Source organism: Rhizobium sp. BK650 (genome assembly GCF_014195325.1).
Classification (GTDB): domain Bacteria; phylum Pseudomonadota; class Alphaproteobacteria; order Rhizobiales; family Rhizobiaceae; genus Rhizobium.
The window spans coordinates 35,080-49,420 of sequence record NZ_JACIBK010000007.1 but is presented as its reverse complement, the minus strand read 5'-3'; the positions used below and the strand labels follow the sequence as shown (position 1 = coordinate 49,420).

Sequence of the window (14,341 nt, the reverse complement as noted above, 5' to 3'; positions counted from 1 at the left end):
GCGTCCGTGCACGACTACACCAGATACACGTTTACCCAGGACGACCTCATTCGGTACCAGGCCCGTGACTGGTGTCTGAAATCCAAGAAAACTGGGAACGTCGGTTCAGAGTGGGAAGGTGGCGTCCTCATCGAAACCTGCGACGGAAAGGACCCGCCGAGGACGGAGGCACTTCAATATTCCGATATCTCCGAGCTTTTCCGCCACAAGGAGATCGAGTGGGAAGAAGGATACTTCAGCGCCAAGAATGCGATCGCCAGACGCAAGGGGATCAAGATCTTCGACATGTCGCCGGCGACGATCTTCCGGGTCCGGATGGTAGCTGAATTCCTCGAAATCGAGCTCGACCGATACGAGACCGGGGAATACTACCCACGGTCCGACGCCGGCTACGAGAAATTCATTGCGGCGTTCAAAGCGGAAAACGAGTTTCTCATTCCTCCGAAGACCGGCAAACGCGCTGTTATTCCCGGTCCTCGGCAGTTCGGCAGGCTGGTGGAGCGCTTCGAGGACAACGAACTTGAGCCGACGTCTCTCGCTCCCCGTCATCGGGGCCGGGTCGGCCAGGAGTCGCGCTTCACCACCGACGAGCTGCGTTTCCACGCCGAATATGCTCAGAAGTTTCAAAGCAAGGACAGGCCGACCAAGCTCGATTGCTATGTACAAATGTCGGAGGCCAACGATGCACGCGAGGCAAGTGAAATGCCCCGTTTCGATGTCCCGTCGCTTAGAACGTTCCAACGGATCATCGACGACCTGGGAAATTTCCGCAATGAGGTGGCCCGTGCCGGCGATCCCATGAGGGTGATCCGCAAATTTGGAATGTCACGGCGCGGGTACCAGCCACAGCGGCCGCTGGAAGTCGTTGAAATGGACGAACACAAGCTCGACGTCATCCGACTGCTCGTGAGGAATGGCATCTGGGACTACCTCCACCCGGAGGTGCAGCGCCGCATCGAAGAGAAGATCGGCGAAAAGAACGACGGCAGAGTGTGGCTCTCCGTTGCTCTCGATGCTTGCTCCCGATCGGTTTGCGGAATGAAACTTCTATGGGGCGGGCCGGACGGAGCGTCGGCCGTCGCCACCCTTGCAATGGTCGCCCGCTCGAAGGAATTCGAGACGCAGCTTTACGGAACGACGACCTCGTGGGTGCAGCAAGGAACTGCGGAGAGCGTTCACGTCGACGCGGGGGCGAGCTACACGTCGAACGAATTCCAGCAGGCGGTTATGTCATACACCGGGAACGTGACGATCCCTCCGTCAAAGCATCCGCACCTGCGAGGTAGAGTGGAGCGCTTCTTCCGGACGATCAACCAGCGTTACATCCATCTTCTCTCCGGCCAGACGTTCAGCAACGTCCTGCTTCGGGATAAATACGATGCCAAAAAGCACAGGCACATCACGGACGATCAGCTCGCCGACCTGATCGTGATGTTGATCGTTGATTGCTATCATAACACGAAGCATCGCGGCCTTCAGGGAATGACCCCGCTTCAGGCGTGGCGCTTTTTCAGCCAGAATGGCAAGGGCGGTGTGAAGCCGGTGCCGAGCGATGAGAAATATGCCGAGGCTTTCAGCATCGTCGCCAAGTACAAGCTGGGGAACTACGGCATCCAGATTTTGGGCCTTCCTTATTCGAATCCCCGGCTCCAGACTCTACGTCTGTGTCGTCACGATCTCGAGCTATCTGTCCGCGTCAACGAGATCGACCTCTCTAAAATCCAGGTCAAGGACCCCTTTTCCAAAAAGCCGGCCGGCGATTGGTTCGAGGTGGAGTGTGCCATGGATGGTCTGAAGGGCGTCAGGGTGATGCACTGGCTGGATCAGATGAAATACCTGCAGTCGGTATTCGGGCGAGACGCCAAGGTCGCCGCCAAGGTCGCGGCGAAGACCCTTGCCGACGCGAGAGTGTTCGCCAACGCCAGCAAGGCGGCTGCGGGCATCGCTTCGCCAATCGCAACCCCAGAGATGATGTACCATTGGTCTAAAATGGTCGTAGCCGGATTCACCATCGTCGACGAGGCGGCGACAGACTACGGGGACGGCATCTATGGTCCTAGCGTAAGTACCGACCGCACCGATCCGTTTGCGCCACTACCTGCCAGCGTGGGCCACGACGTCGACGCGAGTGTCGAAGAGGCGCCTGAAACGGAGGGCGTGCTCACGTGGGTGCAGATCATGGAAAGCCATAATACCGACTCGGCTAATGTTGGTAAGTCCGAGGAGGATGAATCGTGAGCGAGCAGCCCGCTACGAGCATGATGGATCACCTGCTCCGAACGACGTCGCGCAAGACGGTCGATCGTGCGGCAATAATCAAAAAAATCCAGGACATTCATGTTCCCACGACAGCGGACGACGAACTCGCGAAAGAGATCGAGATCATGTTGGCCCATATCATGGCGGGGAACGCAACTAGCGGGTACGCACTTACAATTTTGGGTAAGAGCGGCGCCGGAAAGTCTAAGGCGTTGGACCATCTTCTGAACAACCATCCATCATTCGCCAGTTTCGATGGACTTTACAATAGGATGTCGTTGAGCCTTCGTGCAGTCACACCGCCGAGCTGTACCTGGAAGAAGCTGGGAGCGCGCCTCGCCGCTCAGAGCGGCTTGCCCGTTCACGGCGAGACGAACGAAGACGTCGTCTGGAACGATATCCTCCTCGATCGAATGAGGAAGATGGGCACGCACGTGATCGTGCTCGATGAATTTCAGCATGTGCTCGAGGCCCCGACCAGCCACGCGTACACTCATCTGAGCAACTCGATCAAGAACCTGATGCAGACTCCTTCATATCCGATCTGGGTCATCGTGTCGGGTGTTCCGGAGATCGAAGGTATCTTGGATCGTGACGAGCACAATCAGTTGGATCGGCGCGTACCGATCATCCGCGTGAAGGACATGCCCGACGACGAGACAACAGTCGGGAAAGTGGTTGAGACGGTGCAGAAGCTTGCTGACGCAGGCGGCGTCAGGATCGGCTTTCCTTTGATCCACGAATTTGTACAGCGGCTCATGCACGGTGGAATTTGGCGGTTCGGTATGACCGTACAAATTATCAAGAATTCGCTGGAAAAATGCATCTGGGACGACAAGGCCGGCGGCGTCCTGCTTCCAAACCATTTTGCGCAGGGGTACGCACGCCTCGCCAGGGATTGCCCTGACGAACAGAACGTATTCAAGTCAGCGGACTGGCAGAAGATCCAGCGCGAGGTGGATGACAAGGGCTACCTGGTTGATCCGGCTTCGGCCCCTAAGCGTCGGAGAAAGAAAGGGTGAGCGCTCTTTTCGACGTCCCGCTCTTCGAGGACGAGCCTCTTACAAGTTGGTTCGCCCGCCTTGCGAGGGCGAATTCCGCGCCGAACTCGCGGGTTTTCTTCCGGTATCTCGGTGTCGATGGGGCCGCGTTCCTGAGAGGCGATCGGGTTGAAATTGCGAGGGTCGCTAGACAAGTTGGCCGATCCGAAGACCAACTATACGCCCATGCCGTTGTAACACACGATGACGACAGCGTATCGATCGCCGGGGCGACCGTCGGGAAGAGGCTGATCATTGGACGAAGGCGGCTGCGCTTCTGCCCGCATTGCATCCTGTCAGACGACAAGGATGAAGGTCTAATGCCCGGCGCTCGGCGACGTTTCCGTCTGCCCTGGATGTTTCTTTCGGTGCAGACGTGTCCGGTCCACCTGACACAGATCGTGGAGGCCGAACACGTCAGCCTTCAGCGTCATCCATATGATTTGATCAGTCAGCTAGACGTCGTCGCAGAGTCGATGCCTGCGTCGATCCTGGCGAGCGTACCAAGACAGATCACGGCGTTCGAACGTTTCGTCTGCGATCGGCTAGAAGGACGACGCGACCATGGGGACTTCCTGGATACGGTCGTCCTGTCGGTGGCCATCACGGCATGCGAACTGCTCGGCGCCGCCCACGTCCATGGACGAGATATCGCATTCACCGGTTTGTCTGAAGAGGCAAAGGCCGCGGCGCGAAGTGCAGCTTTCGACTTTATCGTGCGTGGAAACCACGGCTTCACTGATCTGTTGGATCGGATCCGGTCGACCGGTCGAGCTTCTTACGCGGGAGGCCAAGCCCTTTACGGGAAACTCTACTCAGCGCTTCTGAGCGGTTTCAAGGATCCAGAATATGATGTCTTAAGAGAACGCATTCGCTCGCACACGCTCAAAACAGTGCGAGTGATCAATGGATCCGAGTTCTTCGGAAAAGTAACGGACAGCGAATGGACGACCGTCTCCGAGTTGGTCGATGCCACTGGTTCAAGCGACCAGACGCTACGACGCCTTCTCGTCGAAATGGGCCATCTGGACTCCGTCCGCCAGGACGACGGCGAACAAGTCATTTCCGTCGCGGTCGTTGAAGACGCGCTGCAAAAGCTCCGGGACATGGTCGATTTGGAAGAGGTCGCCGCTATCCTCGGTATCAATCGTATGCACGCGTGGTATTTGCTTAAAGGAGAACTGATCGAACCGGTCGTGAAGCGTGATGGAGGCGGTGAAAGAAGCTATCGGCTTCAAAACCGCTACTCGAGGACTGAGGTGGTCAGACTGCATGATGTCATCATGAATAATACGATCACGCCATGTTCGAAGGACTTGGTACCGATCTCAAAGGCGGTGAAGCTTGCGAATACCAGTTATGTCGGCATCCTGGAAGCTGTGATCGAAGGACGCTTCCAACGTTGCGGACGCGCGGAAGGTAGAGGAATCTCCGGCCTCCGTTTCGACCCCGCAGAAATTGAAAGCATGTATTGGAAGATGCCCAACTCGGCTCTTGATCGCGCCGAGGTTTGCAAGCGCATGCTGCTGACGTCCAAGGCGTTCACCTATCTCGTCAGCGAGGGATATCTTCGAGCCGAAAGGGTCCATGTCCATCAAACTCGCGCACCGGTTTGGATAGTCGCCGAGAGTGACTTCGAGGATTTCAGTTCAAAGTACGTCACGTTCGGACTGATCGCTCAACAGACTCGCTGCAGTACGCGTGGTCTGGGTCGACGCAGGCAGGACCGTGGCATCCCTCTGGCGTTTCCTGAAGACAAGGTCGGTCAGTGCATTGTGGAACGGATGTATTTACCAATTTAACGCGCTTAAAATCGCATCGTGAAACTTGCGGTCATACCGGATTGCGCGCGGTGACGATCCATGCCGCACCATTGATCATCACCGACCGCTCGCCGGGACGGTCCGCAAAGGCGGCACGAACCGCAGCCGAGGCGCGGGCGCGTATGTCGTCGGGCTGATCAGCGAGCGCGCGAGACAGCGGGCCGACCTCGAGCGTCATCTCCACTGCGTCGTCAATCGCGGCGTCCCGCGTCGGGCCCTTACCAAACGGAACGGAAGTATCGAAGGGCTCGATAGCGATATCGGTGAAGCCGGCCGCCAAAAGGATGCGAGCCACCCGCCCGCGGTCGCCGAAAGAGAACGGGCCAGGCGCTTCGGGATCGCGCGGCGTCATCGGCTGGATGATGCCCTTCATCGCGCCCATCGGCAAACGCACCCAATCGTTCTCGGCTATGCTGCGCCAGCAGACGAAGGCGACCCGGCCGCCCGGCCGGAGCGCGCCGCGCATATGACTGAAGGCCGGCGCAGGATCATCGAAGAACATCACCCCGAAACGCGAAAACAGGATGTCGAACGCGCCCTCGGGCAACTCGGCCTTGCTGGCGTCGGCCACTGCGAACACGACCGGCATATCCTGTGCCGCAAGCGCGCGCGCTCTGCCGATCAACGATTCGGATATGTCCACACCCAGTACTTGACCCCTCGGGCCGACGAGGGTGGCGAGTGCCCGACTTGACGCGCCCGCGCCGCAGCCGACGTCCAGTACGCGCTCGCCCGTCACGGGCGCGGCGGCTTCGATCGCGGTCTGGCCGAACATAGCCAGCATGGCGTCGAGCCGCACCTGATGGGCAACCCAGCGCTCCCCGCTTTGGTCATTCCAATCCTCGACCTGAGCGCCACTTTGCTCTGTCATGGTATGTCCTGTCTGATTTGTTACTACTAGGCGTCCACTATTCTTTTCATTGTGGCCCTTTGCATTGATCGCGGCGTCAGACGATTGGAAAAGGCCACCATCTTGTTCGACAGGCCCGCGATCACCATAGCCTTTCCTCGCAACAACGCCTGAATACCGCTCGCGGCGACCGGACGAGGTTTCATGGTGAGGAGGCGCAGGAAGGCCGACGGGGTTGCTCCGGCCGCCTCATCGAAGCCTGTTGCGGTGTGCCCCGGACAAAGAGTGGTAACTACCACACCAAGCGGGCGGAGTTCGCTGTGCAGGGCCTCGCCAAGGGCGAGGACATATGCCTTGGTCGCCGCATAGGCCGCATAGCTGGGAACGGCCTGGAAAGCCATGAGGCTGGAGACGAGAAGTATATGTCCCGATCGCCGCTTGGCCATGTCGCGGCCGAAGAGATAGGTCAGCTCTGTGAGCGTCGTGATGTTGAGCTGGATCATGTTCGCTGTGCGCTCGATCGGCATTTCTAATAGATTGCCGTGCAACCCGTATCCCGCATTGTTCAACAAGATGTCGACAGTCACCGACCTCGCGTCGAGACTGCATTTCAATCGGTCGGCGGCGCCCGGCGCGGCAAGATCGATCGCCTCGACCAGCACGTCCACCCCGTATTTGCGGCGGAAATCGGCGGCAAGCTTTTCCATCGACTCCTGCCGCCGGGCCGCCAATACGAGATTGACTTTCTGCGCAGCCAGGAGATCTGCGAAGTCGATACCGAGGCCACTCGACGCCCCGGTGATCAGAGCCCATTTCCCTGCGAAGCTGTTCGTTGGTTCTTTCGACATTGTTCTCTTCCTCAACTCTTTGAGCAGCGAATTGGGCTCGGCATCATTCTCAAGCGAAACACCTGCCTGTCCTTTCGATCGGCGGCGACTTCGCGAACCTGTTCGGCCGCGGCGTCCAGAGGGGCCTGTACAAGGCCGGCCCGCATATCGGGAGTAATGTCGTGAGCATCGGCGACGAGCGTCAGCATGCCGGCCGAAAAGTCGCATTTACCCGAGTCAGGCCGTGCAGAAGCCGGGGACGGCGACCTTCTGGAACAGGTGCGGACTGGCCACGACGGATGAAGGATATGCTGGAAGTTTCGCGAGGAACTCGGGATCAGTGAAGGCGGCGCGGACCGCCTCGGTGGATTCCCACACTACATAGTTCAGGTAAGTCGGGCTATCGCCGATCGCTCGATGTAGTTGCATGGAAATGAAGCCCGGTTGCTTCGTTATGATCTCGGCAGCCGCCTTAAAAGCGTCCAGGAAGCCCGCTTCGTCGGCGGGATCGACGACCGTGAAGAGGTTGATGAGCACGAGAGGCGCGGCCGCGATACCGAGTTGGCGGTAAAACGGAAATTTCTCGTCCAGAGGTTTGAATGGTTTTATGGCGGCCATGGTGGCGCTCCTGTCTATTGTGAAAATGAACTGGGGTGATCGATGCTGCTTGCTCTCAAACGAGCATCGACTGCTGGGCAAAGATACCCGCCATCGCACCCTGCCATGTTGCCGTGGTGACCGAGGGGATTCCGGGGTTGGCGAGGTCGCCGGCGGCGTATATGCCGGGCACGCTGGTTTCGCGGCGCTCGTCAGTCTTGAGGGCGATGCCGGTTGGCGTATTGACCGTGGCGAGGCCCAGTGAGTCATGCAGGCTTGCGGACGGCCTATTACGCGGATGCGCGAACAGGATGTCGACTGCCACATCGAGGCCGGTATCGCGCTTGATGGTGGCACCATGGCTCCCATGATGGGCGATCCCGGTGATCCGGCCATCAACGAGAGGTACCTGGCGACCCGCCAGATCGGCGCGGATATCGGGAGGAATGTCGTGACCATCGGCGAAGACCGTCAACCTGTCAGTCCAATCGTGGAATAGCCTGACCTGATTGTGCGACTGCGGGCCGGACCAGACTAGACCCCAATGCTGGCCGGCGACTTCAAAGCCATCGCAATAGGGACAGGGCACGATGGACGTGCCCCAGCCTTCGGCAAAGCCCGGCACATCGGGCATTTGGTCCGTAATGCCATAGCTCAGGATCACGCGGCGCGCCCCAAGGCTTTCGCCATCACCAGTTAGCACGGAGAAATTGTCGATGGTGCCGGAGACGCTGTCGGCCCGAGCGTTGACCAGACTGATCGCAGGATAACGCGCCAACTGCCGGCGCGCTTCGGTCAGGATGTCCAGCGGCGGCTTGTGATCGTGACCAAGCATACCATGCGAGTGGCCGGCGAAGCGGTTGCGCGGCAGGCCAGTGTCGAGAACGGTGACCTTGCGGCGGGCACGGCCGAGTTGCAGGGCGGCGGCAAGGCCGGCAAAGCTGCCGCCGATAATGATGACGTCATCCATGGTGATGGGCTCCGTGTTGTGGATGAAGCGGGTTGGGCTGAGCCTGGCGCGCAGAATCGTCCAGCGATGCGCATTCGATATCAGTGGGCGGCCAAGGCAATCCTGATTTGGAGGACACGATAAAATCCACTCTTGGAATTTATGAAACTGCGTAGTATCGTAATTCATGAATAACGATACCGTCAAGGACTGTAATTGAGATGACCGAAAATAGTCGAGGCCGGCGTGGCCGGCCCGCCAATGACGCCCTTGGCCAAACCATTGTCGACACCGCAGGCGAACTCTTTGCGGAATTGGGTTTCCAAGCGACGACATTGGACAAGGTCGCCCAGCGAGCGAAGATATCGAAGCTCAGCATTTACAGGCACTTCGAGAATAAAGAGGCGCTGTTTGGCGCGGCCTTTGCGGCCCGCTGCCAGCAGTTAATCCCACAGGCGCTTTTTGAAGGCGTCGATGGCTCGGCCGAGGATCAGCTTATGGCGGTGGGATCATCACTGCTTCGCACACTGCTGCGCCCAGACGTCCGTAACGTCGAAGCCATGGTCATGGCCGACACGCCGAACCAAAAGTCGTTGAGCAAAGTCCATTACGAAGCCGGCCCCGCCCATATCGTCGCCCAAATCGAGACCCTGTTACGTCAATTGCACGCGAAGGAGGTTCTGAACGTGCCCGACCCCCTCCGGTCCGCCCGCTTGTTTGCCGCGCTTTTCAAAGGATCCGATCTCCTGATGATCGCACGCTTCGATCAGGCGAAAGCGGAAGACGACAACGAAATCGAATCCTATTGCCGGTCGGCTGTCGCAATGTTCATCGCGGCTCACGGTCGCAACGAACACGCGGGCGGATAGTCGGGACGGGGCCGCGATGGACTACTCGCTTGATATTTTGAACGCGTGCACTGACAGGATCCGGCCGTGTTCCCGCCATCTAGGCGGACGCGTTTCCAGCGCCGCGATTGGCACGAATAGGGATGAACCCCTCCCGTTCGTCATCTTCACCATCGGGACCGGCGAAGAGCTGGACGTTGAGCGCTCTGGAGAGATTTGCCGGCGGCTCCTTGTTGTCCAAAACGATAACCTGGATCGAGGGATCGATTTCGGAAATGCTCTTCCAGAAGCTCGGCTCGATCCCTGGCGTGATCTTGTCCGATTCAGCCTGCTCCACCGTCGTTTCACCCTTGCGCTGCTTTACCGTCGTCAGAGGCGAATCCAACATTACGAAACCAGGATGAGGACGTCCTTTGTCATGACAGAACCGAAGTAGGCCGACGGAGAATGCGGCGTGAATGACTGCCCGGAATCCTTTCCCATGCGACCGCCTGGGTTTGCCGTTGACCTTGATGTCGTAGCGTGCCTCTTCGAACTCGACGCGGACGTCTTCTTTCCACGACCATTCCCGAAGAACTGCCTCGATCTCCTTGCAGAGATCAGTCACCGCCATTGGATCCAGAGGAGCCCAGACCTGCTTTGCGGGTGGTTGGGAGAGCTCCCGTTCCAATTTCTCTTTCAGCAGTTCAAGGCGAGCTGCTTCCATTCGGTCGCTTCTGACCGTCTGTAGTTCGACGCGCCGAGCAACAAGTTCGTTCAAGGAGTTCCGGGTGCTCCTGCGTGCTGGAGCAAGTTCGGTATCGAGCTGACGGTCGATATCGACCAGCGCATCAGAAGAGTTTTTCTTCAGTTCGCTCCAATAGTGACCGCGGCGCTCCAGATCGGCGATCGCGGACTTTAGGTCAGTCTGGAGCCCTCTGATCTTGGCAGCTTCGGCGACGGCCGACTGGTAGACTTCCTCGGCTTTGAAAGAAAGACCGGTTGCATCCTCGTGCTCGTGTGAGACGCCCTCGAGAGACTGACCGCACATCGGACACAGGCTGTCCTGCAATCCCCCATAGTAGTGCGAACTTTCCGATATGAAATCGAGCCGCTCGAGATCCGACGAATATCTTTCGTCCAGGAGCGCATACCTCGTGAGCATTGCGTCCACGGCAGAGATTTGCGTCTCTGCGCGAATCAGGTCGTGGTAGTGCTCGTTGCGGCGCTGACGGAGGCGCGTCCGTTCGTCCGAGTTATTCGCAAGGGCATTGGAGAGGTCGTCGATTGTCTCGTCGAGGCGCTCGACGCTTTCGTCCTCCTCACTTTCCGTACGGTTCTTGAGGCGCGAGTTCAGCGGCTCGAGAAGCTCTACAATCAGGTCGCGCTGAGCCTGGATTTTCGCGGACACCATCTTCTGAGGATCGCGAGCGACGATGTCCTTGTCGTCCTTTCCGGTCAGAAGAAAAGAAAACATTCGCTTTTCTGCGGTATCACCGAAGCCGCCTCGAAGAATGGCTGAATCCTCGGTGATGATAGATTCCTCGTCCACCACGAACGTCGGCAGCAGGGTACGAACAGTCAATCTCTGATGCTGCCCGTCCGCATTTCGGCGTACTCGGACGTTGTCAGACATTCCAAAGAATGGAAAGAGCCTAGATGTGACGTCCGGCTCTTCGGATCGGCCCTCACGTCTCCACGCAACAACCTCCGGGTCCTCCGGATCTACCGAGCCTTCATTCTCGTCGGACCTGTCGACCGGCGCGGAACGAATAGCAGCTATGGATTGCGAATGGGCTCGAACGTCGCCACCAGTCAGATGACGTTCCAAGGTGAGCGTGTCGCCGTCGTCATTGGCGAACTCCACCCATGCAGACTCGTAGCCGGCTGTCTATGACCTTCTTGAGTTCCTCCGCGCCAAGCACGTAGTCTACGAGGCGCAGCAGGTAGCTCTTGCCGGTGTCGGAATCCCCGGTGATTACATTCGGCCCAGGCTTGAATCTTACGAGCGCATCGGTCTGCCCAGTTCCGGTCAGTCGTATTTCCGCTATTCGGGCCATTAGAGGTCGATGTCCTTGATCGCGGCGATGTTGTCGAACTCCGCTCCCCATGTGCCGACCTTCCGGGACATGAACGTCTGAAGAGCATCGTCCGTGTAGTCGCCGAACGTCTTTGCCAGCCAGCGCGATCTGACGCGCAGCGCTTCGGCATAAGGGGAGGTCAGCAAGCGGACAAACGCTGTCGTCAGCTCGGATCCAGCAAAATGTATGCCGTTGACAGTCAACCTCTTTTCGACCAGATCGCGGGCGAACATCAGGCCCAGTCCCATGTTGATAACATCTCGCTTCACCACCCATTCGGATCCCCGGTTGGGCACCGCCGGGTGAAGGCTGTCGTGTTCGCTGGAGACGTCACCGGAGTGGACAAGCAGATAGTCGTAGCTGATGAGGCGCTGCAGATCGCACGGTTCTGGACGGCATGCGGAAAGAATAAACAACATCCTGAAACCGGCTTCTAACGGCGTGTTGAAGAGGCGCACCGGCGGCCTCGCGTGTAAGGGCGTTAGACCTCCAGTTTCAACCATGATCGCACCACGTCAGACTCTCGTCGTTTGCGAGGTGATGGCAGATGCCCTCCCTGTCGAAAGCCGTGAGATGCGGCCCTAGGACGTGGCCATCCACTTGTTGCCATTGTGCGGCCTGTACCGTGCTCCTGATCCGTTCGTGACCGTTCGCGGCCGGAGCCGTGTATGTAAAGAACAGGCCAGTTCGAAACTGACCCAGCAAGTCCTCGAAGAATTCGACCTGCTTCATCTGGTCGCGGGCCAACTCTTTCAGTCCTTCAGCACTGTAAAAACTCGCGCGGGACCGTTCAAAAAGAAGTGCGGGCTTTTGCTGGTGTTTGAAATCGGATTCCTGTTGAATTGGCGAGCCGGTCATTTCCTCAATGACTTCGAATAGCTGTCGGACATAGGTTCGCTCTTTCTCCGCAATCAAAGACGGAGGAGTCGATGGCTTCGGACGCTCAACCAGCGGCTTTCCAAATACGGTCAGGTGATAATTAGTCTGACCATGCTCGTTGATAAGCTCAAGATGCTGCTTGGCACGAACAACTGGAAAATTCGCTCCATTGATAAGCTCTAAGAGCTGATCATCGAGCGGGATAGTCTGGCCCTTCCTTATAGTCGCCGCGCAGTTCTTGTTCCAAGTGGCGATCAGCTCGGCTTTCAGCTTCGCCTGATCATCCAGCAGATCCTGCAGTCCACCGGTAACACCTTTGCGGGCTACGAACCAGTATTCCCGAGGTGCAGTGAAGTCACCTCTCGATGCGAAATATAGCACCTTGCCGATCTCGCCAAGGGCAGACGCCTCCCCGAGAGCAGTACTGTACCGCTTGCACTGATAGAGGTGCCAATACCTATCCGGGTCGCCCGGCTGCCCGAACCAAACCACGATGTCCCTTCCCTTATCGCCAGCGCCGCCCCTCGGCTGGAGTTCGCTGACGCCCGGTACCTTCTCCGCGAGGTAACCATCCGCCCATTCGAGAACGAAGCGTTCGAACTCGTCTGGACTGAAAGTGCCAAGCCGATCAAGCGGATCAACGGGAAGCCCGAGCCCGACGCCAAGAAGGCGCGCGTTCGCGGTGGGCCATTTCGAAGGCTTCTCGATGCCTTTCAGTACGTCGCTCAATTTGGACTCGATAAGGAGATGTTCAACTTGCGGTATCGATATCTCGCGACGCGGTACATCGCAAGCGTGACCTCACCGATTGTGAACATCGCCCAAGGGCCCAGAGCCGAGTCCGTGCTCTCTGCCCGCGAGTATCGCCCGATCGAGTGGGGAGGCTTCGTCAGCGCTGAAATCGCCCTGTTTTGTGGGTTTTGAGACGACCGTCAAATTCACGTGGCCATTGCGTCATTTTCAATTGGCTGCGGCCTATGTTAAGCCATTGATAGATCTAATTGTGTTACGACATAATCACTGGCTGCCTACATTGGCCGCCGTCACTCGTTTGAAGCGCGGCCATTGAAGTGAGCTAGAAATTGAAGTGGCCGGACGGGAATGGTCCGGCCAATTTCACATCGGTGTCGCGCCCAATCATGCGGGCGACGGTTTTCCTTGAATAGGAGAAATGTCTTCCGCGCAAAGCAGACCGCGTCCGATAGATGTGCAAATGTGCGACCGATGATGCAGGCGAGCGTCTGCGACCGAATGGCATGCGGTAAAGGGAGAATCATCTTGCTAGTCCGGTATTGCCAAACGATCAGACATGCGCTTCGCCATGGGGAAAATCACCGTCGTCCAACTTGCGGCGTAGTGTGCCGTAGAGAATGAGGGCATAGAAGACAACCACGATCGTGATAACCGGCCAGCCGGGAATCGGTCCGAGCGCCGTATTGTCAACAATATAGCTCCACGAATGTGCCAGCTCTTGCGGCGCGCCTTCCGCTTGCAGCTTTGGCGTCGAGATCTTCAAGATCCATGCCATCAGCAGAATCGCATACATCCAGCAATAATTCCGCCGCAACCGCCGCTGCATAGCCTCGAAGTAGCCGAGGAGAAGCCGCGGTGCACGCAGGCTCTTGGCAATCGATAGTGCCCAATCTGGATTGAGCTCGGCTTCGGGCATAAAAATCTGCGCAAAGTAGCTGCGCTCCAGTTGCCGCACCCGCGCCCGATAAACGTCGAAGAACCGATAACGTCGCGCCTCGATCATCAGCAGCAATGTGATTAGCAACATGCCAAACAACAACACGCCATGATGGGACGTTGGTGTCGACAAGGATACGGAGAGCAGCGCCGCCACGACGGTGATCGCCCAGTTCGACGTCCGGTCGATGCGGTCCCGCCAACTGGTCATCCGCGCGAGCTCGCCGCGGTAATAATGGTTCAGCGTGTTGGTGATTTCCCCCGTCGTCGTGGGTAGCGGCGGCCGTTTAGTGTCCGTGGCGCTATCCACGAGATGGGATGTAGTGAGCTCGGTGGCCATTGTTGTTTCCTCCTCGCATTTGCTCGTTCTCGCAACGGTCTATGGCCCGCCGCTGCTGCGAAGGAATATTTTGCTCCTTCAACCCAACCATCGCAAAAGCTATTCAAAAGGTTTCAACAAGCAGCGCGGTCATTGAAGTGAGCTAGAAATTAAAATGGCCGGACCCAAGGGTCCGGCCAT

General features: G+C 57.9%; 12 protein-coding genes. 4 read left to right on the top strand and 8 right to left on the bottom strand.

What is annotated here, in order from left to right; translation table 11 throughout:
• The first annotated feature begins 6 nt into the window (after positions 1–6).
• Genes FHX15_RS17790 through FHX15_RS17780 form a run of 3 tightly spaced genes read left to right on the top strand, consistent with a single transcriptional unit; the run spans position 7 to position 5,101 of the window.
• Positions 7–2,238, top strand: a complete 2,232-nt coding sequence (locus FHX15_RS17790) for a transposase (protein ID WP_312861850.1) — start codon at positions 7–9, stop codon at positions 2,236–2,238.
• Positions 2,235–3,281 (top strand): ATP-binding protein, encoded by a 1,047-nt coding sequence (locus FHX15_RS17785; RefSeq protein WP_184399380.1) that lies wholly within the window; start codon positions 2,235–2,237, stop codon positions 3,279–3,281. The genes FHX15_RS17790 and FHX15_RS17785 overlap by 4 nt, the downstream gene beginning before the upstream one ends.
• Positions 3,278–5,101, top strand: coding sequence for a TniQ family protein (locus FHX15_RS17780; protein ID WP_184399378.1), 1,824 nt, complete (start codon positions 3,278–3,280; stop codon positions 5,099–5,101). The genes FHX15_RS17785 and FHX15_RS17780 overlap by 4 nt, the downstream gene beginning before the upstream one ends.
• Positions 5,102–5,132: 31 nt before the next feature.
• Here FHX15_RS17780 and FHX15_RS17775 read toward each other — a convergent pair whose 3' ends face one another.
• The 4 genes from FHX15_RS17775 to FHX15_RS17760 all read right to left on the bottom strand — a co-directional run bounded on the left by FHX15_RS17775 (position 5,133) and on the right by FHX15_RS17760 (position 8,366).
• The gene (locus tag FHX15_RS17775) at positions 5,133–5,993 is read right to left on the bottom strand and encodes a class I SAM-dependent methyltransferase (protein WP_184399376.1); all 861 of its coding nucleotides are present in this window, start codon (positions 5,991–5,993) and stop codon (positions 5,133–5,135) included.
• 26 nt (positions 5,994–6,019) lie between these two features.
• Positions 6,020–6,820, bottom strand: a complete 801-nt coding sequence (locus FHX15_RS17770) for an SDR family NAD(P)-dependent oxidoreductase (protein ID WP_184399375.1) — start codon at positions 6,818–6,820, stop codon at positions 6,020–6,022.
• A 216-nt stretch (positions 6,821–7,036) separates the two neighbouring features.
• Positions 7,037–7,417, bottom strand: coding sequence for an antibiotic biosynthesis monooxygenase family protein (locus tag FHX15_RS17765; protein WP_184399374.1), 381 nt, complete (start codon positions 7,415–7,417; stop codon positions 7,037–7,039).
• Positions 7,418–7,472: 55 nt separating this feature from the next.
• Positions 7,473–8,366 carry an NAD(P)/FAD-dependent oxidoreductase gene (locus FHX15_RS17760; protein ID WP_184399373.1) on the bottom strand — a complete coding sequence of 298 codons (894 nt, stop codon included), beginning with the start codon at positions 8,364–8,366 and terminating at the stop codon, positions 7,473–7,475.
• Between the two features lie 200 nt (positions 8,367–8,566).
• Between FHX15_RS17760 and FHX15_RS17755 the strand changes: the two genes are divergently transcribed.
• Entirely contained in the window at positions 8,567–9,214 is a 648-nt protein-coding gene (locus FHX15_RS17755; RefSeq protein ID WP_184399372.1) for a TetR/AcrR family transcriptional regulator, read from the top strand.
• A gap of 79 nt (positions 9,215–9,293) precedes the next feature.
• Here the strand turns inward: FHX15_RS17755 and FHX15_RS17750 are convergent, their stop codons facing one another.
• The 4 genes from FHX15_RS17750 to FHX15_RS17735 form a co-directional block, all read right to left on the bottom strand.
• Complete coding sequence (locus FHX15_RS17750) at positions 9,294–10,757, bottom strand: hypothetical protein (RefSeq protein ID WP_184399371.1); 1,464 nt, start codon at positions 10,755–10,757, stop codon at positions 9,294–9,296.
• 474 nt (positions 10,758–11,231) lie between these two features.
• Positions 11,232–11,711: an ABC-three component system middle component 2 gene (locus FHX15_RS17745; RefSeq protein ID WP_312861848.1), complete on the bottom strand. Its 480-nt coding sequence runs from the start codon at positions 11,709–11,711 to the stop codon at positions 11,232–11,234.
• Between the two features lie 37 nt (positions 11,712–11,748).
• Positions 11,749–12,861: an ABC-three component system protein gene (locus FHX15_RS17740; protein WP_210290760.1), complete on the bottom strand. Its 1,113-nt coding sequence runs from the start codon at positions 12,859–12,861 to the stop codon at positions 11,749–11,751.
• Positions 12,862–13,435: 574 nt separating this feature from the next.
• Entirely contained in the window at positions 13,436–14,161 is a 726-nt protein-coding gene (locus FHX15_RS17735) for a DUF2270 domain-containing protein (RefSeq protein WP_184399368.1), read from the bottom strand.
• Between the last annotated feature and the right edge of the window lie 180 nt (positions 14,162–14,341).